Raw genomic sequence first — 19,649 nt, 5'->3', positions numbered from 1 at the left:
TGTGTCCGATAAATTACTCTAATATTAATACTCATTTGATTCAGTCATAATTATTTTTTTAAGTAAAAGTTATTTTCATGCAGCTATTATCCTTTATTTTCTGAAAAGAAGCAAAAGTACATAAATTTCGCTTTACTAAATTCTTGTCAGCGTTAATAATAAAGAAACAGGTGCTTTAAAATACAAGAATAGGAGATGAATCCATGTTTAATTTTCCAATACCAAGTATCGAAAGCTATTTTCGCACTTTAAATATTATGGATTTTGATGTAAAGCCAGATGAAGAAGAAATTGTATACTCTACTAATCTAAACGGATATTACAATCTTTGGGCGATAAATCCTGATAAGCCTTATCCTTACCAGTTAACGACGGCCAATCAAATGAATTCCTTTGTGAAGTATGATCCTAAGAGCAGACATTTATTAACGGGGTATGACCATGATGGAGACGAAGATTACCATATTTATGCGGTCCCTCCTGCTGGTGGCGAAACCGCTCCCCTTTTACAAGCAAAGGGTGAAAAGTTCTATTACGGTGACTTATCAAAGGATGGCCGTACTCTTTATTACATAACAAGCGTGGATAATCCTAATTTTCTAAATATCTGCCGATTAAATTTAGAAACAGGCGAAAAAGAAGTACTGTTACGTGGTGAAGAAGGACCAAGTTATCTATTCTCCGTTAGTCCTGATGAGACTTCATTTACCTATTCAAAACAACTGGGAAATACAAGTTCATTTGGATATATTCTAAAAAATGGAGAGCCTATTCTCCTCACTCCTTCAAATGAAGAAGCCCATCGTGTGAATCAGGTTGAATATCTAGACAATGATACCGTTCTTATGGTCACCAACTACCAAAATGAATTTAGTTATTTAGCATCTTTTTCATTGAATACACGTAGCTTTGAAAAAGTAGTGGTGATTGAAGGCTATGAACTTACCAATCTAACATTGGATCAAGCTGGAAATAAAGTCTACTTTGTGGCTCAAAGAGGTGTGGAGGACTTACTTTACAGCTTTGACCTTGAGACAAAGCAATTGCAACAAATAGAGAAACCATTTGATATGGTAGATAAGCTAGTTGTAGGAAAAAAGGGAACAATTTTTGCATCTGGAAGATCGGCAACTCAGCCTGCTAATCTCTTCCGTACTTCTGATTTAAATGCTTGGGAGCAATTGACAAAGCATCAAATCATTGGAGTAAGTCAGAGTGAATTAACAGAACCTGAAGTAGGAACTTACGAAAGCTTTGATGGACTGGAAATGGAAGCTTTATTTTATCCAGCTAATCCTGAAACGAGTAATGGTCACACGGTTTTATGGCCACACGGCGGTCCACAGCATGCCGTTCGTAAAAACTTTACACCATTATTCCAATACCTTTGTGCACAGGGCTTCAATGTATTTGCCCCTAACTTCCGTGGAAGTACGGGTTACGGCGAAACATTTATGAAGTTAGTAAACAAAGATTGGGGTGGCGGTCCTCGTTTAGATATTGTCGCGGGAATGGACTGGTTAGATCAACAAGGCAAGTCTAGTTCTGACAAATGGTTCTGTATTGGTGGAAGCTATGGTGGTTACATGACCCTCCTTCTTCATGGTCGTCATGCTGATAAGTTCAAAGCGTTTGTTGATATCTTTGGACCTAGTAATCTATTTACAACGATTGAAACGGCACCTGAGCATTGGAAAGCTGCTGACAGAGAATTGATTGGTGATCCAGTGGAAGACCGAGAAAAACTGATCGAAGATTCACCAATGACTTATATTGAACAAATGACAAAGCCAATGCTTGTTATTCAAGGAAAGAACGACCCTCGTGTTGTAAAAGTGGAATCAGACGTGATTGTGGAAGCAATGGAACAACGCGGACAAGATGTGGAATATCTCGTTTTGGAAGACGAAGGACATGGCTTCTCCAAAACCGAAAATGCCATCAAAGTCTATAAAACAATGGTTGAGTTTTTAGGAAAATATATATAAGAGACACGGGGCCGGTTCTCATGCTTCAAAATGAAGCATAAGAACCGGCCCGTGTTTTTTTTGTTTGTGTTTTGGACAAGAATGAAAATAATAATGATTTCTTTTTTTAACATAGCATATGAAACCACTAATAACTCAAACTAAATAAACAATATGCATTTATTCCCTTTTACTCGTATGGTTTGAATGATTACTTTTCAAATTCAACGTTAAATAGAAGTCGTAAAACTTTTCGCCATTCTTTCTTTTAGGAGGATTATATGAAGGTATCTAATCTGATAGTAAGTTGTTTGGAAAATGAAGGTGTGGAATATGTATTCGGGATTGTAGGTAAGGAAATTCTTGACCTCGCTGATGCGTTATCAAAATCTACACAAATTCATTTTGTTAATGTTAGACATGAACAAGGTGCTGCATTTATGGCAGATGTTTATGGGAGATTGTCAAATAAAGTCGGTGTTTGTTTATCCACTTTGGGCCCAGGGGCAACAAATCTTTTGACTGGTATTGCCAGTGCTCAACTGGATCATTCTCCCGTGCTCGCATTGATTGGACAAGCAGGTGTCGAACGGAACCATAATGAGTCACATCAATATTTAGATATTGTTAAAATATTTGAACCAGCAACAAAATGGAGTACACAAATCAAGGATTCACAGACGATATCGACGGTGATTCGAAAGGGATTCAAAGAGGCAATGATGGAAAAGCCAGGTTCTGTTGCCGTTGTAATTCCTGAGAATTTTGCCACACAAGTGATTTCGAATACACCTATTCCGGTAACACCATTACCAGAAAGTGTTCCTGTAAAGGAAGTTATAAAGGATGCATCTACCCTAATCCATAAATGTACAAAGCCTTTTATTCTTATCGGTAACGGTGTAATTAGACAAAATGCAACTCCTGAGGTTTTGTCCTTTATAAATACCCTTCAATCCCCTGTTACACATAGCTTTATGGCAAAAGGAGTATTAGATAAAGAACATCCTTCCAATTATTTCACCTTTGGATTTAATGAAAATGATGAAGTATTAGAAGGGATCAATCAAGCTGATTTATTCATTACCATAGGTTTGGACTTTGTTGAAAAATTACCAAAGGATTGGAATCAAAAGAAAATACCCATTTTACATATTGATACCCTGCCAGCAGAAACAAATGAGTATTATCCTATTGAGGTTGAACTAGTTGGAAATATCAAAAAGACCATTCAACTACTTAATGAATCAAATCTCCCCGTCAAATCATGGGAACCTTTCGGAAATTTGAAAAGTAAAATATATAAAGCTTATCAAATAAATACGAATCAACCAAAATTGAACACTTTGCCATTGACGATTGAAAATATTCTTCATTGTATAGAAGATTACACATCAGATAACACGATTGTCGTTTCAGATGTTGGAGCCCATAAAGTTTCCATTGCCCGAACCTACCAGCCAAAAAATCCAAATCGGTTAATCATCTCAAACGGATTGGCCTCGATGGGAATCGCTATTCCGGGGTCAATTGGAGCTAAGTTAGCTTGTCCTAATGACCCTGTTATTTGTATTACCGGAGATGGTGGAGCACTAATGAATTTTGCTGAAATCGAAACCGCAAAGAGACTGGGTCTTTCATTCATCTTGATTGTATTAAATGATTCGAAGTTAAAACTTGAAATGCAGCAAATGGATAAATTGTTTGGAGATAGTTACGGTGTAACCTTTGAAAACCCCGATTTTGTTAAATTAGCTGATGGATATGGAATCAAAGGAGTGCGGGTTAGGACCTTAGTCGAATTTCAGACCGTGCTAAAAGAGTCTTTGATTAATTTAAAAGATATTGTACTAATTGAGGTTTTCCTACAATAACTACAACACAAAAAAGCCTTCTTTTTTATGTATTCTTACTAAAAAGAAGGCTTTTTACTATTCGGTTATTTCATTTTTACAGGTGTTACAACTGCATATAAACTTTCAGTTGGGTCCGATACATTCCATTCAATGATTCGATTCCCGCTTCCTGAATTTATGTTTTCATTCTTAATAATGATATTTGCTTGGTTGTTAGTCATTGTTGTACATCCTTCCTTCTGATTTCTCACACAGAAGTTAATATATGCTGGATTTTATAAAATGTTCCATTTCTTTTTAAAAAATTAGAAGGAGCTTCCAGTGAACAAAAGTTTTATGAAAGGAATTCATGTTTAAGTATACTCATTCTTAAACGGTCAATGAACTCGGTGTTTCTTAATCGGTCTTGCCTTAAAATTCCTTCCTCAATAAAACCGATTCTTTTATAAGACTTTATCGCTTTTTCATTATCTACTTCTACTCTTAGCCAAATCTTATTAAGTTTCAATTCATTAAACCCGAAGTGAAGCATTTCCTTCATGGCAGATAAACCATATCCTTTTCCCCAATAAGTTTGATCCCCGATGGTGATACCCAATTCAGCGTGTTGATTTAATTTATCGATATTCTTTAAGTCAATCCAGCCAATATGGTTTTCTTGCTCTGTCATGATTGCCTTCTGTATATAACCATTGGAGCGTTCTATACACATCCGAATCCACTGCTTGGTTTCCTCTAATGAAAAAGGCGGATACTTATCAGGCATATTAAGATGTTTTGTGACCTCTTTGTCTAAACACCATTTATAGCGGTCTTCTGCGTCTTCTATCTTTAATTCTCTTAAAATCACTTTCGGTAGTGTTTTTTTAGTCATTTTTTTCACCTATTTATATTTTTATGTAAGTTTTCCCATTCACTTAAAGAAAGAAATACTTGTTCAATATCGTTTCTTGGTCCTTCTGGTAACATCGCCAAAAATTCTAACCTGTTTCCGTCGTAATCATTAAAGAACACTGATGCACTGCCTAACCATGGATACACCATTGGTTCTTTCGTGATAGCTCCATCCCATCCTGGCAGGATCGTGATATTCCTATCTTCAAGAAAAGGAATCATGTTTGCTAGATTTTTAATATGAACCCGAAATGCCATGTGGCGAAGATTGGGATTTTCTTTCTCTACAATAGAAATCATGGATAGAGATTCATCACCCATGAGATAGAAAGCTCTTCTTCTTTCTTGATCAAGTAACCCTAATTTTAGTCCAATTTTTTCATAAAACTCCATAGATTTCTCTAAGTTTTTTACCTCTAAATGCGTTTCAAAAATTCCTTCTATGATGGTCATATCCGTCTCCTCCTAATGTTTAGTCTTTACTTGTCATCTTACAGATGAACGGCAAAGAGCGCATTAGAATTTAGATGTAACTTATCTCATTCAAAAGACTGAGGAGAGAATTTAATTAGAGAAACTACCCTTAATAATTACAATGATTCCACTAATAATGGTTAAAATGGCTATGATTCTATAAATAGATAAAGCTATAGTCGTTGGCTCTGAATCTTTTATTTGCCATCCAATATAAAGATACCAAGCAAGATAAGGCTTAATTGCTACAAATACACCGATAATCAATAGAATAATCCCGATTAACATCTCACACACCACCCGAAAATCATAATACTATTACTGTTTTTACTTATATTAAGCGACTTAAACCGATTTTTATTTTGCTTGTTTCCTTTTAGTCAATAGCTCTTGAACAGTCTCATAACATACTTCTAATTCTTCCGGGCTCACCACCGATGGATTATGTTCAAATGTAACATGGAATAAATCATTCTTTTTAGATAGATAAGATAAATAACTTAGCGAATCACCATAATTTGTGTCCGTTTCATGGAAAGGCAATACTGGCAGATGTCGTTGGTGCTTCTCTCCAAAACGAACATTACTATAATGAACTAGGTAGACATATTGATAGATTTGGTCCAACCATTTATATGGATCAAAACCAGGAAATGTTCTTTTATTGTGCTCCATTCTTTGAGTATCAATGACTAATTGTAACTGAGGATACTTTTCAAACATTCTACTAAAAACATCTTTGTATTCAGCGAAAAAATCATATTCTAAAACTATTTTTTGTTGATATTTATCTTGCAGTACTGACAGATCTTCAAATAACCGTTCACTTATGTACTTGAAATGATCTTCACCATAGTTTTCCGAATAATAATAAGCGTGATCAGGTGCACCATCCCAGTAACATCTATCAACTAGAGTGGAATAAATAGGAGGAAACGGATAATGGAGTAGTAGATAATCTGCTCCATAGTCTGCTGATACTTTCACTTGTTCTTCAACTGATAATATAGCTTTTTGATAAACCTCTTTATCTAATGAAGTGACTTCAGGAAGAGTCTTGTCATTCCCAAATACGGGTGTATGAATTCCAAATTTAAGGCTGTTATTGTTACAAAATAAGGATGCCTTTTCTAATTCAGAAATATCCTGATATTGGCTAATTTCTAGTCCAGTTATTTTATCGCTTTTATATTGATTCCATTGGTCTTCGCTGAATAGATGCCACATTCCCATTTGTAATCTTCTCATTGTTCCTCCTGCATACATTAGAACTCTTTTAATGATCATTTCGATGATGAATGTAAACTAGTAAACTATGTTTTCATAGTCTTGCTTTAGAAGCCCATAAATCTCTAAATCAACAATCCCTTTTCCTGACCAAAGAGTAGCTTGTCTCAATGTTCCTTCTTTAATAAAACCATTTTTTAATAATACATTTTTTGATTTGCTATTCGGAGGCATGACTTCTGCTTGAATTCGATTCACCTTTACTTGTGTAAATAAGAATTCGACTAATAAACGGACAGCTTCTGTAGCCAATCCTTTTCCCCAAGAGGTTTCTGCTAAAAAGTACCCGATTGTGACCATATTTACTTTTTGATTAAAATCCATTGCCTCTATAATACCCACTAATTTACGATCTTCGTTGGTATATATCCCCCATTTGATCCTCATTTTTTTAAGATAATCCCGTTCGAAGTGACCTATCATTTTTTTGACTGTTTCTTTGTTATGTTTAGGAATTATGCCACAAAATTCAAAAACGTTGTCATTGCTATATATTTCGAATACTTCTTCAATGTCATGAGGTTCTATTTTTTTTAGTGTTAGGAGATCTGACTTTAAAACAAGGAGTATATCGAATACAGTTGTTAGATTCATAGATAATTCCTTTCTATATGCCCATGTAGTATTATTTCCCTTGAAAATTTATATACCTTAGCTAGTTATTTTTTCGAAACAGTAGTTTTGGTTCTATTGTAAATCGATAAAAAAATAGAGTGCCTATTGAAGCGAACATATCAGTCAAAATGAAGAACGGCATTTTGTTCTCTGAAAATAAAGTGCAACTTAAAAAAGATAGAGAACTAAGATAAGAGAATAGACTTGCCAATAAAAAAAGTTTATATTTATCCAATTTTATCACCGGCATTATTTTACCATAAAAGACCATAATTGGTATAAAAACTTAAATTTGTAGGATAACTTTGTGATTAGATATTTCCCCTCGTTGATATGTTTGACATTCGATATTTTGGCCATTATATATTTAATGGATATCACTTTTAAATAAATATAGGTGAACATATATGAGTACTATTGAGAAATTAGATAAGTTAACGAAGGAAACTCATGAAATTGTAAAACAGATCATTGATCTATGGAGCCAGGAAGTGATTTTTACATGGCGTTGGTGGTTTGGTGTCATTTTAACCGTTCTTACATGGTTGCTTTGGTTTAAATTTCATAAAAAAGAGAGTAGATATCGATTGTTGTTAGCTGGATTTTTTGTCATGACAGTTTCGGTTAGCTTAGATGCCATTGGAGTACAATTGGGATTGTGGTCTTATCGATACGAGGTGTTTCCTCTTATCCCTGCATATTTGCCGTATGACCTTGCCTTAATGCCAGTTGTCATTATGAGCTTAATTCAGTTCAAACCCCATATTTCAACATTTAAAAAGGCCATAATATTCGGGCTTCTAACTTCATTTATTGGTGAACCGCTTATTGTCTGGATTGATATTTATAAACCGCTACATTGGAAGTTTTTTTATTCCTTTCCCATTTATATGGCCATTTATCTAATAGCTGAGTGGTTTATTTCTAGAAGAAAATTCGAGGATCTCAATAAGTGATAGTCCCTCTTTACCAAAAGTATTGATAAGAGTAATGTACTCCACTAGCAAAATCATAAAAAACGCTGATAATGTCAGCGTTTTTTTAAAACAGAGAAGTTAAAGAGATGGTTCTATTGCTAATATGAAACCAAAAGAACCGTCTACGTGCTTTATTCACTTTTCACATAAATGACTGGAGCAGAATCTACATCCTTCATCCAAATATGCTCTACGCCATTTAGCCCATCCTTCATCCACACATCACCTATAGCTAGGTTGTGATTCTTACGAAACCAAGTAAGATAAGACCCAACCACTTGGGGATCTCGATCCAATTCATTCTTTTTAGGAAATGAAATTTGTTTTTGTTCATTTGTTTTAATATTGATTGAAAAAAGTGATGTGTACATGGTTGGGACTGGTCCTTCTTTCCAATCCTTGTTTTCCTTTGAACGGGCTACAATGACGTCTTCTTGTGAAAACCACTCCAAACCTAGGTCAACATAACCTGTAGGTGTGTACTCCTTTTGTTGATGAAAGATGGGAATATCTACGATTTTTGTTTTTTTGTTATCAACGAAAAATCTACCTTCACCTGAAATATAGGCTAATTGGTTCGAGATGGGAGCCCACTTGACCCATTCTTTGTACCATAGCATTTTTCCAACAATCTGAAAATGTTCTCCTTGTGGTGATATCACACATAAGGTATTGCTATCGTTGGCCCAGGAAGCGGTTGGGATTGCTAAAAAACTAATCCACTTTCCATCTGAACTCCATTTAAAATAGTCTGCATCAATCGCAAACAAATCCTTTCCATCGGTCTTAATGGTATACAAATGCTTCATTTTACTCGCATCAAGATTGGCGTTCACTGGAATTTTATAAAGTGGAATTGGTCCCCATCCAGTAGGACGCAGCTTCGATTGCGATGAAACAATGAATTCTTGCCCGTTTGGATACCATTCAAAACCACTCACTCCTAATGAAACATTTTCAAATCCGGACGGGCGACCATTTTTCATTTTGGTTACATTTAATAAACCATGATCTGTATAAGCCAATTGATTTTTGGTTGGTGACCATTTAAAGTCGGAAGTTACAACTCTAACATAAGGCTGGTAGTTTACGTTATCCTTCGTATCATAGATGAATAAATCCGATTTTTCTCCCTTTTCATCACCATCAATATATGCAGTAAAACGACCGTCATAGGACCATTTTGGATTATACACATAACTATTTTTTGTGATCTGCATTTCTTTTTTTTCCATCTTGATCCATAGCTGATGGTCACGGATAAATGCAGCAGTGAGTTCAGTTTCAGCATGAATGATTGTTGAAAAAGGAAAACAGATCATGATAATAAAAATTAATAAAATCCGAATCATCAAGAATATCCCTCCTTTTTTAATAGGATGTCCTGATTTAATTTGGATTCTCACGAAAATTTTATACTCAAAGTAAATGTTTCTTAACAAAATAAAATCTATTTTATTCATCATCCGGAAAAGACCACTTCATATAAAGTGGTCTTTTCTAGATGATCTTTAAGATACAACTTCTTTTAAAAAACAGTAACAGATCGAGGACTTCTTATCTCAAGAAAATCCTTTATTTCATGAGTATGGTTAACTTCAACAACTGGAGCCTTTATCTTTGTGTTCGTCATATCGTTGATGGGGCTCATTTCTTCTGGGTCTCCCATATGCTTCATAGCTAAAGGATCGTTTTGATGTGTTGCCATTATTACCACCTCCAATTTTAGTATGACTTTTTTGTGGAAGTTTTACTTTTATTATTTAGATAAAAATGATGGTATTTGTTAGCCGTTTCAGTAGAAATTCTAAGTGGTAAAAATACAAATTAAAAAAGGAATACCCATTATAGATATTCCATTTGGAAAAGGTTTTAACTTCTTTTATTATTTGGTCCCTTTTCTTCTTTCTCAGGGAAATCCCCTTCATCTACTCGATCATTTTCTAAATTTTTTCGAATACTAACCGTGTATTTTCCTTCTTTGTATGATTTAACTCTCCACGATTTATCAGTCATTTATATCACCTTTCAAATTTAAAAGTATCTTAATGATATCTTCTCCAACAATATGATGATTAAGTATTTTAGGAAAGAATTTTTCATTTTCTTCCTACTTTTCGTGTTTGATTATCATACACCCTGTTAAATATAGAAAAAGTATTTGATTCACAAACTGATTTTCAGAGGAACCATTGAATATATAAAAATTTTTCGTTATTCTACTAAAGTATCAAAGTTTCAACAAACAAATACTTACAAAAGGTGAATGGTAAGGAGATAAGTATGAAGAAATATTTATACCCAGTTCTAGCGACGATTCCATTAATTGCTGGTTGTTCATCATCCTCTGATGAACATTCCGCTAGTGAACACCAACAACAAGGTGTTCCAGTTTTGACATACCAAAAAGGAAGCGATGATTGGTCCGTTATCACTTCAAATACTGACAGCCCAAAAATTTTGGAAGCCTATCAGTTCGCTGTAGAACATCCAGAAGTGCTGAATTATATGCCATGTTATTGTGGATGTTATGAAGAAGACGGTCATACAAGTAACACAAATTGCTTTGTCGATCATGTAAAAGAAAATACGGTTACCCTTGATACAATGGGCTTTGGCTGAGGAGTTTGTGTGGATATAGCCCGTGAGGCTAAAGCAGAGTATGAAAAGGGAACACCTTTAAAAGATATTCGAACGATGATTGACAAAAAATATGAAGGTCTAGGGACGCAAGCTACTCCTACGCCATTGCCAAAATCATAAAAAACGCTGATGCTGTCAGCGTTTTTTTAATAACAGAAAAACCAGAGCGATGGTTCTATTGAAACAGAAGAACCGTCCCCGTGCTTTTCTAGTTTCTTTAATACATAATGGTTCGCCCTTCATGTGCAGATTGATAAGCACACTCGATTAAACGGGTTAGCTGAATCGCAGCATCTATATCAAATTCGGGTAGAGACTCCCTATCAGAGGATAAAAGCTTTATAAATTGAGCACTTGGTGATTCTTCGTCCTTTGGTAAGTCTTCCACCGCAACTGGCATCAGATTTTCATACCCTTCAATATGTTTAGATTGAAGGAGTATTCGAAAATTAGAAGGAGTGGTTCCCGAGATGACTAAGCTTCCTTCTGTTCCAATAATCTCGAGCATATTATCTAAACGATAGGATACAAACGATGTATGAGCTGTTCCAATGGCGCCGCCTTCAAACTCCATGATGGTGGTAGAATTTTCATCACTGCCAGTGCCGAATAGTTCATTCATCAAACAGGTGATTTTTTTAGGAGTTCCACAAAAATACGGTAAAAGGTATAACCCGTGACAACCCAAATCCAAAGTCACTCCTCCCCCCGTCTGTTCCTTATCAAACCAATAATCTGGAAGCATATCGCGGTCTAAGGCTGCTTGGTGGGCACGTCGAAAATAAACAGCTGTTATCTTGCCAAGCTTTCCTTCGTCTACTAACTTTTTTGCATACTGATATGCACCAATGGTCTTTGACTCTAACGAAACCATAAATCTGACTTGATTTTCTTCAATGGATTGCTTTATTTCTAAACAGTCCTCCACGGTAAGAGCCAAGGCTTTATCTGTAAAGATATGCTTTTTAGCATTGGCAGCTCTTATAATGACGTCTTTATGTTGGGTCGTTACACACTCCACCATAACGGCATCCACATCTTCTCTTTTTAAAACTTTTCCCAATTCTTTTTCAAACGGTACTCCAAATTCTTTAGCAATCGCTTTTCCTCTTGTTGCATCCTCATCCCAGACGACGGTTAACTCCGCCAATCCAGTTTTTAAGGCATTCTCTAAAAATCCTTTTGTATGTACGTGCCATGCTCCTAATAAAGCTAACTGAATCATTTTTCTTTCTCCTTCTGTTTTGTCCTCTTTGCTAAATGATAAGCTGAGACTCTTTAATGTGTAAAGTTTTGCCTGAAGAAGAAAAAGATCACTCGTATGACGTTGCACGTATTCCTCGATCACATCAATTCCTTTTACAAAATCATCCACCAATAGATATGTGTATTTTTCATCCCATTCAAACTGGTTGATTCGATGAAGCTCTTCGGCAATTAATGGAAACCTATACTCCTCTATCAACAGCTTAACCTGATACAACTTATCTGGATTAAGACGGAAATGATTTTTTTCATGATATTTTTTAACCATTTTTATAAAAGCACGAATATGTTGAGACAACATGATTGCTTTTTGCATTTCAAAGTTCATTTCATCATCTCCTTAATGTATGTTTCAAATACATCAATTAAGAAAAGTGTATGATTTGGTAGGAAAATCTAATACATGAAAAGAGCCAGACTACACACTTAATGTCTGGCTCTTGGGTTTGGAAATTTTGATTTTATTTTTTTATCAACCGCTTATTACACTTTATCAACCTCATGATGAGTTTTTTCAACTGTTCTTGATAAACTAGTCATTTTGACCAAGAATTTCTTCCGGTATCTTCCAAAGATAATAATGTCTTGTAAACTGTCTTGTTTCCATAACGATCACTTTTTCATTTTTAACGAAAACAAGGGCTGACCCCAATTGCTCATGGAAATTCCAGCCTATATCACTCATATATTCTTTCAATATTTCATATGGATAATTTTCTTTGAATTCAGAGACATATTTTTCATCTGATATTTTTTCATAACCACTATTGGATAATTCTAGTTTCATAATGGATGTTAAAATCGGAATAGGATTGCCTTCTTGTGTTAATGCAGTTCCAAAACGAATGAATATGAATCCAAAACATAGAACAAATACAAACAAAACAGCAATTAGAACTTTCCTCAATCGTTATAACCTCCATTCCATAGGTCAACTAGTTATATTCCACACCTATTAAGACGATTGATTATGAGGAAAGGTTGCATTGCCTTTAGAAAAATTACTTATTTTTAAAAGTGTACGAGTTTAATAAAAATGCAATTAAAGCTTATGAAAAGTCAGGATTTGTCCATTGTAGTCGAAGTAGAGAGGCTCATGTGATCGGTGTGGTCAGAAATGGGATATTATATACATGGAAGCTTTAGCAACAGAATTCGAAAGTACGGTTATTAAAAAAGAACTTTTCTTTTGAGGCATCGGGAATATCTTCCCCATCGCTTTAGCTCCCCTCCATGTATAACAAAAAAAGGTAGCCAATTGGTTACCTTTTTTTAGTTATGAACTTGAAGTTTATTCCCTGTTGGATCGAAGAAATGAAAAAACAGATGGCCATTGTCCTCTTGTATTTCATCCACTACTACATCTTGATTAGTTAAATTTTCATGTAGCTGGTTAATATCTGATGTCGTGAAACCAATCGAAAACTCCGGCTGATGATTAATCGTAAAATGACCTCTGGATTCTTGATCCGCTTTCACTAAGACTAATAATGGGCCGCTAGTAAGCTCCAAAACAGCTAAACTGTCATTTTGATGTCTTAGCTTAAACCCTAAAATATTGGTGTACCACTGAATCGATTCAGATAAATCAATTACCGGTAACCTAAAATAATGCATTTCATTAATCAAAGTTGGTTCCATTATTTATCACCTCAAAATAATTAGTCTTGTAGAACATTCGCGACCGGACGGTTTAAATCCTTTTATTTCATTTGATAATAAAACTAATCATTTTATCTATTCATTGCACTTTTGGCCGATTATATTAGGAAAATTGACAAGAAATAAAATAATCCCACTCGTTTTTTCTTCGAGTGGGATTATTTTTGATTGTTAATTATTATTAATCATTTTACCTGCTGATAATGATCTGCGGTCAGATGCCCTTGGCGGTTCTTCTAACCAGCCATTTTCAATCATTATGTTTACCCCTTCTTCCCCATATTTGGTCAGTTCTGCGGTAAATATACCATATTGCAGGGCTAAATCTCTTCTTGAGGTAACACTTAAAGCTGCACCATAAAAAGCGATCGCTACTTGTGTAGACAATTGTACCTGATACATCATAAATTTATCGGAAAAAGGTGAATCAGATGAGTCTGTCACGAGTGATTGCCAAGTGATAGGCGAATTAAGTTTTTCTTCAAAGAATAAAGAGATGAATGTTTCAATTTGTTTATTGGATGTTTCCATCCCCTGTTTGATGTATTTTCTTATTTTATTAGAAGCACATACTTGACTATAGGCAAGCTTTAAGGCAACATGCAAATTCATTTTATTCATATTAAAGGTAATGTCTCCAATTTCCATTCCAGTTAAAGGGCGGCGTTCACCAAACCACCCAGTTAAGAAGCTTTTATGTTTAACAAAATCAATTTTCTTAGGAGGTGATAGCACTGGAGGACGTGAGAACAGCCCTTTTGATAACAAGGTATCCATAATTGTATCGTAATAGGACATGGTTTCTGTGTTGCAGGCTATGTAATATTTTCTTAGGTCCGCACGAATGGATGTACCTACAGAAAGGGAATAACCAGTTAATCCTTGCAGTGTCATGATATAGATGTAATACAAGTAAAAAGTATCTTGGAATAGACGAGGTGCTTTTACATTTACATCATCTTCTGAAAAACCTTGTGGTATTGGATATTTTTCTCCCTCAAAAAAGGTCTTGATTTGTAAGACATGCTGTTCTGATAACTGCAGCCCGGTCGAATATATTTCTTTAATATCTTTATCCTCGATATGTTCAAGCGCATACTTAAAAAAACAAATCGACATCGTTTCAAACAAATATTGTGTCCAAAGACTTGAAATTTCTGGAGCCGTTAAACGAATGCTGTTAGATTCCATTTCATCCATCCTTCTGGTAATTATTGTTATATACATACCATTTCCACTGTCATTATTTCTATACCCTTTAGGATGGATTCATTCTAATGTTTGTTTAATTTCTAGCCTGTGAACAGTTCTTATATTTTTAGAAACTTGCTCATAAAAATATCATCCACATATTCATTAGGACCTAATTTAGCTGCTTTTTTTCGTCTGCCTTCTTCTACAAAACCAAGCTTCGAATATAAGTGGATTGCTCTTTTGTTATTTGAGAAAACCTCAAGGGATATCTTCTCCACTCGGGGGTCTGCTTCAGCCCATTTTAAAAGCTCTTGGATTAAAGCCCTACCTATCCCTTTATTCGTGTAAGCTTCTTGTATGCTCATCCCAAATAACCCTTGATGTTGAAATTTTTTCTTACTTGATAAACGAAAATTTAGGAAACCAATGATTGTTTTATCCATTTCTGCCACTAATATAAGTCCATGCTCTTCATGGGTCTTTATAAATTCCCTTTCCTTTTCAACTGTTATGGAAAATTCCTCTAAACTCGTTCCCATAAATGGCGAATTCTCTTCTAACACTTTTTTCGTGTGTTGGATGATTTGCTCTGCATCCTTTTCTTCTGCTTTCCGAATGATAAAATGGCTTGTCAATGAAGGATCCTCCCTATTTTTATATGATTGATTCTGTTTTCCCCATTATAATCCTTTTAAAAATATCTTACTTACAAATTTTAAAAACAATTGAAATCATTTGAATTAAATGATATTTTTACCATGTGACTTTTTACCTACTATATTCTCGGTTTTAAAGATTCATAGAACTAACTAACTCGAAAGGAATTTGATATGAACTATAACCCTATTCTTTACATCATCATTCTTGTTGCTGCTTTTATTTTTTACCGTCAAGTCCTCACCATGTACAAACCGATTAAAGGGAAAGGAATTCGGATCATTAGTACATTATTTTTATTAACACCAGGATATTCACTAATCATGAATCCAAAAGCATCGGCAAGTTCGCTCGAAGTGGCTATCGCCATAGTGGTAGGTTTAATTATGTCTATCCCTTTAATTGTCACAACTGACTATGAAAGACGAATAGACGGAAAAATCTATGTAAAGAAAAGCATGCTATTCGTCATATTATTTGTCCTTCTATTTGCATTACGTTGGACAGTTCGTGGACTCCTTGATATGGATTCGGATACATGTATGATGCTCTTCTTCATTACGGCATGCAGCTACCTGCTTCCTTGGAAACTATCAAGTTTTTATAAGTTTCGCAAAGTTTACTCATCTAAATCAGATACGAATAACAGCCATCATATAACTGCTTAATTAACAATAAGGAACTTTAAAAGGTTCCTTATTTTTTTATGGCTGTTTTTAAATCGGTTTATGTTAAAACATGCATTCTTATCGGACACAGAATCCGTTATTATACGAAAAATGCTTGTTTTTAAGGATTATCGGACTGTGGTTCCGTTATGGTATCTAAAATATGCCTTTTCCCAATGTTTTATAGCGAATAACGGATTCTGTGTCCTATAAATTAGAAAAAACTTCGATTTTACCGAAATAGCGGTTTCTGTGTCCTATAAACCACGACTAATCTCAAACACAGCTTTTTTAATATCAGTCTATCCCATTTTTTTACAAACAAAATATCAATCTCATAAGCTCATTTATGTTATGATATTAAATGTACTTAATTTCGAAAGGAGCTAAATACATGTTAAAAAAATTAGCAAGTGAAGCTTTAGGCCTTAGTGATATTGGTACTATTATCAAACCAGCAGACTTTGACAAAACGGAGTCCGATGATTTTGTTCTAAGTGAAGATAATGAGAAGATTTTCTTCCTAATTAAATCAAAGAAAGATGAATATTGCTTTACCAATTTAGCACTTATTCATGTGGATGGAGAATCTGCGATTAGCTCCAAAAGAACGCTCAGACGTTATGATTATTACTTAAATGATATTACGGGAGTAAGTATTGAGACAGCTGGCACGATCGACTTAGACATCGAGTTGAAATTTACGATTGGCGGCTCTACATTATCAATTGATGTTCACAAGAAGCATTCTACAGAAGTGGCCGATATCTACAAAGCACTTCTTGCCATTTCTAAAATACAAAAAGAGAATGCAAGACTTCGTTCTTACGGTGATAAGAGCCTTCAGGTGGCGGAAGAAGTGATTCGCAATAATCGTACGATGGAAGCGAATGTGTCACAAGAATTTAACCAAATTGCTAAATTCGTCCATACATGGTTAACAGATATTCATCAAACACATACTACAAAAGACTTTTCTGATGTGTTCCAAAAATACATTCAAAATTAATCTTATCGAAATCATAGGTGTGTAATGTTTACACACCACACGAAAAAAGGTGCTTAGACGTAATTACGCCTAAGCACCTTTTTTTATATGAATTTATAACATTAGCACCAAGCAGCGCCAACAATAATCAGTAAAATAAATAATACGACAATTAAAGTAAATGTTCCTCTACCTGCTACAGGTCCAACTGGACCACCAAATCCACATCCACCATATCCGTATCCATATCCATACATAAGAATTCCTCCTTTTTTATTTTTGAGTTGTGTTTATCTTAGTATCGAACATAAGCAGAACCAACGATGATTAACAAGATAAATAACACTACGATTAAAGCAAATCCGCCACCAGCTACACCACTCATGACAACACCTCCTTAAAAAATCGTGTTTTCTCTGCTGTTTCAATTCAATCGACTAAATATATAAACCCAATCCTACAATCTTTTTCTGTGTTAATTACTTTCTATACTTATAACCTATTAAACATAGCCCGTCTTCGGTTGGGCCAATGAACATTTTTTTCGAAAATGATGAAAATGCCTATTTACTAAATGATGGAAATTTATGATGAAAGCACTCCGCTAATTGTCAGCTATACTTCTGCTAGCAGATAGATACATACAAAAAGACGGCCCTCATGCACATTTGCTTTGGCAAATGAAACACAAGAACCGTCCCCCTGATTTATTCTACTTCTTCTGTTGTGATTTCGGTATTTTCACTATATACCTTTAGGTAGTCTAGTACACGTTGGGCCATAAGTTTATAGCCGCTTGTGTTGGGATGAAAGTAATCATCGGATAATAGAGATAAGTCTGGATTCACAAATAAGTCCTTTGTTGGAACAAAAATCACATTATCATACTCTTCTGATACGGATCTCCCTGTCTCATTCCAAGTGTCGATGATAATACCTAATTCTTCAATATCACTAAAATATAGTTCAAATGGATTGTAAAAACCGATTATATAGATTTGGGCATCTGGATTTAACTCATTAATTTTATTGAAAATGGCTTTTAACCGTTCGACATAGCCTTCTCTTTCTTCTTGAAATTGTTCAATTTTTAGATGGGTAATATTGTTTTTTACCACCTTCATAATGTCGTTGGCACCAATGGTAATTAAAACAATATCAGCCTCTTTAATCGAGGAAGCGATCTTTTTTTCATCTAATCGTTTTAAAAGCTGATCGGAGCGATTTCCTCTTTTTCCGTAATTCTCTATTGTAATATTTATGTGATTATCTTCAAACGTGTGGTTCAGAATTCCGACATAACCGCCGCTCTCCGTTTCATCTCCGACACCTTGCGTGAGGGAATCGCCGATAGCCACAATCTTTTCATCTTTTTTAAAAATTTCAATGGCTCCTTCTAATACGGCCCTGACTTTTTCTTTAATTTCCTCTGTTACAGGTTTGGTCGTCTCGTCTTCTTCTTGCAGAGATTGCTCTTCTTCTGTAACAGAATTCTCTGATACAGCTTTCTCTACTTGTTTTTTCATAACAGAAGCTGGAGCATCCAAACTCACACTTACTTGCTTGGAAGGATTAAAATCAGGAAGAAACAAATATAGAAGGAAAGCCAGTGTCAGAAGACTAGCAATCAAAATAATCGCTTTCTTTCTATACATGCTAACACCACCATTTATCGTAATCTCATTTACTATAAGTATAGCAAAATAATACCTAGTTAATTTATACTATTCATTTTATCATGTATTTCTTATCGAAATTGTTAATAAATTATGGTAAAAACATACGAATGATTAAGAAGTAATCCCGTTTTGACAGCAAATAAAAAACCCCCAATCACTTGGGGTTAGAACGATCCATTAATCATTACCTTGCGCTTTTTTTTTCTTCCGACGCTTCATATCTTTTAATAAAAATCCGCCTTTAAAGGTTTTCGGCTCATAGGCTATGATGAAGGCAGCTGGTTCATAATCGCGGATCATTTCAAATAAACCTTCTTCTTGGTTGCGTTTCGTTAAAACTTCTAACTTATACCGTAAGGCGTCTTTCCCTTCACCCTCATAAACCGTTACACCGTAACCCTCTATACGAAGTTGATCCACCAGCTGCTTATTACGGTGACTTAAAACAACCTGTATGGTCGTATATCCAATAGCAAGTCGTTCTTCAATAAGTGAACCAATGATGATCCCTATACCAAAACCAAGCGCATAGACAATCATCACCACCATATTTTGTTCGCCATTAAATACTATCGCTAATCCAAAAATATAAATGAGAGATTCGATTAAGCCTAAAAGAGCCGCTTTCATTCGTAAACCCTTTACCAAAAAAATGGTTCTAAGCGTAAAAGCAGGAACATAAACCAATTGAAGAACGAGGACTAAAATAATATCTTTTAACATACCTGTTCCTCCTTTCTTTTTTTCATAATAAGGCTTAATTAGTAAATAAAAATGATTGTCTTTTTATCTTAACATTTATAAATAAAGATTTAAAACAAG

At 34.8% G+C, this 19,649-nt stretch carries 24 protein-coding genes; 6 read left to right on the top strand and 18 right to left on the bottom strand.

Annotated elements, in window-relative coordinates; genetic code table 11:
* The first annotated feature begins 203 nt into the window (after window positions 1-203).
* Both ACSBPO_RS11220 and ACSBPO_RS11215 read left to right on the top strand, forming a co-directional pair.
* Window positions 204-1,988, top strand: a complete 1,785-nt coding sequence (locus ACSBPO_RS11220) for a S9 family peptidase (protein ID WP_442600131.1) — start codon at window positions 204-206, stop codon at window positions 1,986-1,988.
* Window positions 1,989-2,248: 260 nt separating this feature from the next.
* Window positions 2,249-3,841, top strand: coding sequence for an acetolactate synthase large subunit (locus tag ACSBPO_RS11215; protein WP_442600130.1), 1,593 nt, complete (start codon window positions 2,249-2,251; stop codon window positions 3,839-3,841).
* Window positions 3,842-3,906: 65 nt separating this feature from the next.
* On the opposite strand, the gene ACSBPO_RS11210 is transcribed toward ACSBPO_RS11215, so the two are convergent.
* From ACSBPO_RS11210 to ACSBPO_RS11185, 6 genes are all read right to left on the bottom strand, one after another.
* Complete coding sequence (locus ACSBPO_RS11210) at window positions 3,907-4,044, bottom strand: hypothetical protein (protein ID WP_442600129.1); 138 nt, start codon at window positions 4,042-4,044, stop codon at window positions 3,907-3,909.
* A 113-nt stretch (window positions 4,045-4,157) separates the two neighbouring features.
* Window positions 4,158-4,697, bottom strand: coding sequence for a GNAT family N-acetyltransferase (locus ACSBPO_RS11205; protein ID WP_442600128.1), 540 nt, complete (start codon window positions 4,695-4,697; stop codon window positions 4,158-4,160).
* A 5-nt stretch (window positions 4,698-4,702) separates the two neighbouring features.
* Window positions 4,703-5,170: a VOC family protein gene (locus ACSBPO_RS11200; RefSeq protein ID WP_442600127.1), complete on the bottom strand. Its 468-nt coding sequence runs from the start codon at window positions 5,168-5,170 to the stop codon at window positions 4,703-4,705.
* Window positions 5,171-5,281: 111 nt separating this feature from the next.
* Window positions 5,282-5,479 carry a DUF6199 family natural product biosynthesis protein gene (locus ACSBPO_RS11195; RefSeq protein ID WP_442600126.1) on the bottom strand — a complete coding sequence of 66 codons (198 nt, stop codon included), beginning with the start codon at window positions 5,477-5,479 and terminating at the stop codon, window positions 5,282-5,284.
* A gap of 69 nt (window positions 5,480-5,548) precedes the next feature.
* The gene (locus ACSBPO_RS11190) at window positions 5,549-6,439 is read right to left on the bottom strand and encodes a sugar phosphate isomerase/epimerase (RefSeq protein WP_442600125.1); all 891 of its coding nucleotides are present in this window, start codon (window positions 6,437-6,439) and stop codon (window positions 5,549-5,551) included.
* Between the two features lie 57 nt (window positions 6,440-6,496).
* On the bottom strand, window positions 6,497-7,072 hold the full coding sequence (locus ACSBPO_RS11185) for a GNAT family N-acetyltransferase (protein ID WP_442600124.1): 576 nt from the start codon (window positions 7,070-7,072) through the stop codon (window positions 6,497-6,499).
* 428 nt (window positions 7,073-7,500) lie between these two features.
* Between ACSBPO_RS11185 and ACSBPO_RS11180 the strand changes: the two genes are divergently transcribed.
* Window positions 7,501-8,049, top strand: coding sequence for a CBO0543 family protein (locus tag ACSBPO_RS11180; RefSeq protein WP_442600123.1), 549 nt, complete (start codon window positions 7,501-7,503; stop codon window positions 8,047-8,049).
* Between the two features lie 152 nt (window positions 8,050-8,201).
* On the opposite strand, the gene ACSBPO_RS11175 is transcribed toward ACSBPO_RS11180, so the two are convergent.
* The 3 genes from ACSBPO_RS11175 to ACSBPO_RS11165 form a co-directional block, all read right to left on the bottom strand.
* Window positions 8,202-9,425 (bottom strand): translocation protein TolB, encoded by a 1,224-nt coding sequence (locus ACSBPO_RS11175; RefSeq protein WP_442600122.1) that lies wholly within the window; start codon window positions 9,423-9,425, stop codon window positions 8,202-8,204.
* 173 nt (window positions 9,426-9,598) lie between these two features.
* The gene (locus tag ACSBPO_RS11170; protein ID WP_442600121.1) at window positions 9,599-9,778 is read right to left on the bottom strand and encodes a hypothetical protein; all 180 of its coding nucleotides are present in this window, start codon (window positions 9,776-9,778) and stop codon (window positions 9,599-9,601) included.
* A gap of 164 nt (window positions 9,779-9,942) precedes the next feature.
* Entirely contained in the window at window positions 9,943-10,086 is a 144-nt protein-coding gene (locus ACSBPO_RS11165; RefSeq protein WP_442600120.1) for a hypothetical protein, read from the bottom strand.
* 267 nt (window positions 10,087-10,353) lie between these two features.
* On the opposite strand from ACSBPO_RS11165, the gene ACSBPO_RS11160 reads away from it, so the two are divergent.
* Window positions 10,354-10,833, top strand: coding sequence for a PCYCGC motif-containing (lipo)protein (locus tag ACSBPO_RS11160; protein ID WP_442600119.1), 480 nt, complete (start codon window positions 10,354-10,356; stop codon window positions 10,831-10,833).
* A gap of 97 nt (window positions 10,834-10,930) precedes the next feature.
* Here ACSBPO_RS11160 and ACSBPO_RS11155 read toward each other — a convergent pair whose 3' ends face one another.
* From ACSBPO_RS11155 to ACSBPO_RS11135, 5 genes are all read right to left on the bottom strand, one after another.
* Window positions 10,931-12,307 (bottom strand): Gfo/Idh/MocA family protein, encoded by a 1,377-nt coding sequence (locus ACSBPO_RS11155; RefSeq protein ID WP_442600118.1) that lies wholly within the window; start codon window positions 12,305-12,307, stop codon window positions 10,931-10,933.
* Window positions 12,308-12,511: 204 nt separating this feature from the next.
* Window positions 12,512-12,886, bottom strand: coding sequence for a hypothetical protein (locus ACSBPO_RS11150; RefSeq protein WP_442600117.1), 375 nt, complete (start codon window positions 12,884-12,886; stop codon window positions 12,512-12,514).
* A 365-nt stretch (window positions 12,887-13,251) separates the two neighbouring features.
* Complete coding sequence (locus ACSBPO_RS11145) at window positions 13,252-13,620, bottom strand: VOC family protein (protein WP_442600116.1); 369 nt, start codon at window positions 13,618-13,620, stop codon at window positions 13,252-13,254.
* Window positions 13,621-13,812: 192 nt separating this feature from the next.
* Entirely contained in the window at window positions 13,813-14,832 is a 1,020-nt protein-coding gene (locus ACSBPO_RS11140) for a DUF3231 family protein (RefSeq protein WP_442600115.1), read from the bottom strand.
* 119 nt (window positions 14,833-14,951) lie between these two features.
* A complete protein-coding gene (locus ACSBPO_RS11135) occupies window positions 14,952-15,470 on the bottom strand; it encodes a GNAT family N-acetyltransferase (RefSeq protein ID WP_442600114.1) in 519 nt (172 codons plus the stop codon).
* Window positions 15,471-15,665: 195 nt separating this feature from the next.
* Here ACSBPO_RS11135 and ACSBPO_RS11130 point away from each other — a divergent pair, with 195 nt between their 5' ends.
* Both ACSBPO_RS11130 and ACSBPO_RS11125 read left to right on the top strand, forming a co-directional pair.
* On the top strand, window positions 15,666-16,160 hold the full coding sequence (locus ACSBPO_RS11130; protein ID WP_442600113.1) for a CcdC protein domain-containing protein: 495 nt from the start codon (window positions 15,666-15,668) through the stop codon (window positions 16,158-16,160).
* A 394-nt stretch (window positions 16,161-16,554) separates the two neighbouring features.
* Window positions 16,555-17,169, top strand: coding sequence for a PH domain-containing protein (locus tag ACSBPO_RS11125; RefSeq protein ID WP_442600112.1), 615 nt, complete (start codon window positions 16,555-16,557; stop codon window positions 17,167-17,169).
* Between the two features lie 101 nt (window positions 17,170-17,270).
* Here ACSBPO_RS11125 and ACSBPO_RS11120 read toward each other — a convergent pair whose 3' ends face one another.
* The 4 genes from ACSBPO_RS11120 to ACSBPO_RS11105 all read right to left on the bottom strand — a co-directional run bounded on the left by ACSBPO_RS11120 (window position 17,271) and on the right by ACSBPO_RS11105 (window position 19,550).
* Entirely contained in the window at window positions 17,271-17,405 is a 135-nt protein-coding gene (locus tag ACSBPO_RS11120) for a YjcZ family sporulation protein (RefSeq protein ID WP_442600111.1), read from the bottom strand.
* Window positions 17,406-17,443: 38 nt separating this feature from the next.
* On the bottom strand, window positions 17,444-17,533 hold the full coding sequence (locus tag ACSBPO_RS11115; protein ID WP_442600110.1) for a YjcZ family sporulation protein: 90 nt from the start codon (window positions 17,531-17,533) through the stop codon (window positions 17,444-17,446).
* 322 nt (window positions 17,534-17,855) lie between these two features.
* Window positions 17,856-18,803: an SGNH/GDSL hydrolase family protein gene (locus ACSBPO_RS11110; protein WP_442600109.1), complete on the bottom strand. Its 948-nt coding sequence runs from the start codon at window positions 18,801-18,803 to the stop codon at window positions 17,856-17,858.
* Window positions 18,804-19,004: 201 nt separating this feature from the next.
* Window positions 19,005-19,550, bottom strand: a complete 546-nt coding sequence (locus ACSBPO_RS11105) for a DUF5698 domain-containing protein (protein ID WP_442600108.1) — start codon at window positions 19,548-19,550, stop codon at window positions 19,005-19,007.
* Window positions 19,551-19,649 lie beyond the last annotated feature (99 nt).

The sequence above is a fragment of the Neobacillus sp. D3-1R genome (genome assembly GCF_052180215.1).
Taxonomy (GTDB): Bacteria; Bacillota; Bacilli; order Bacillales; family Cytobacillaceae; genus Pseudoneobacillus.
Note: the sequence above shows the minus strand (reverse complement) of the source record. Positions and strands in the feature narration are given on the sequence as shown.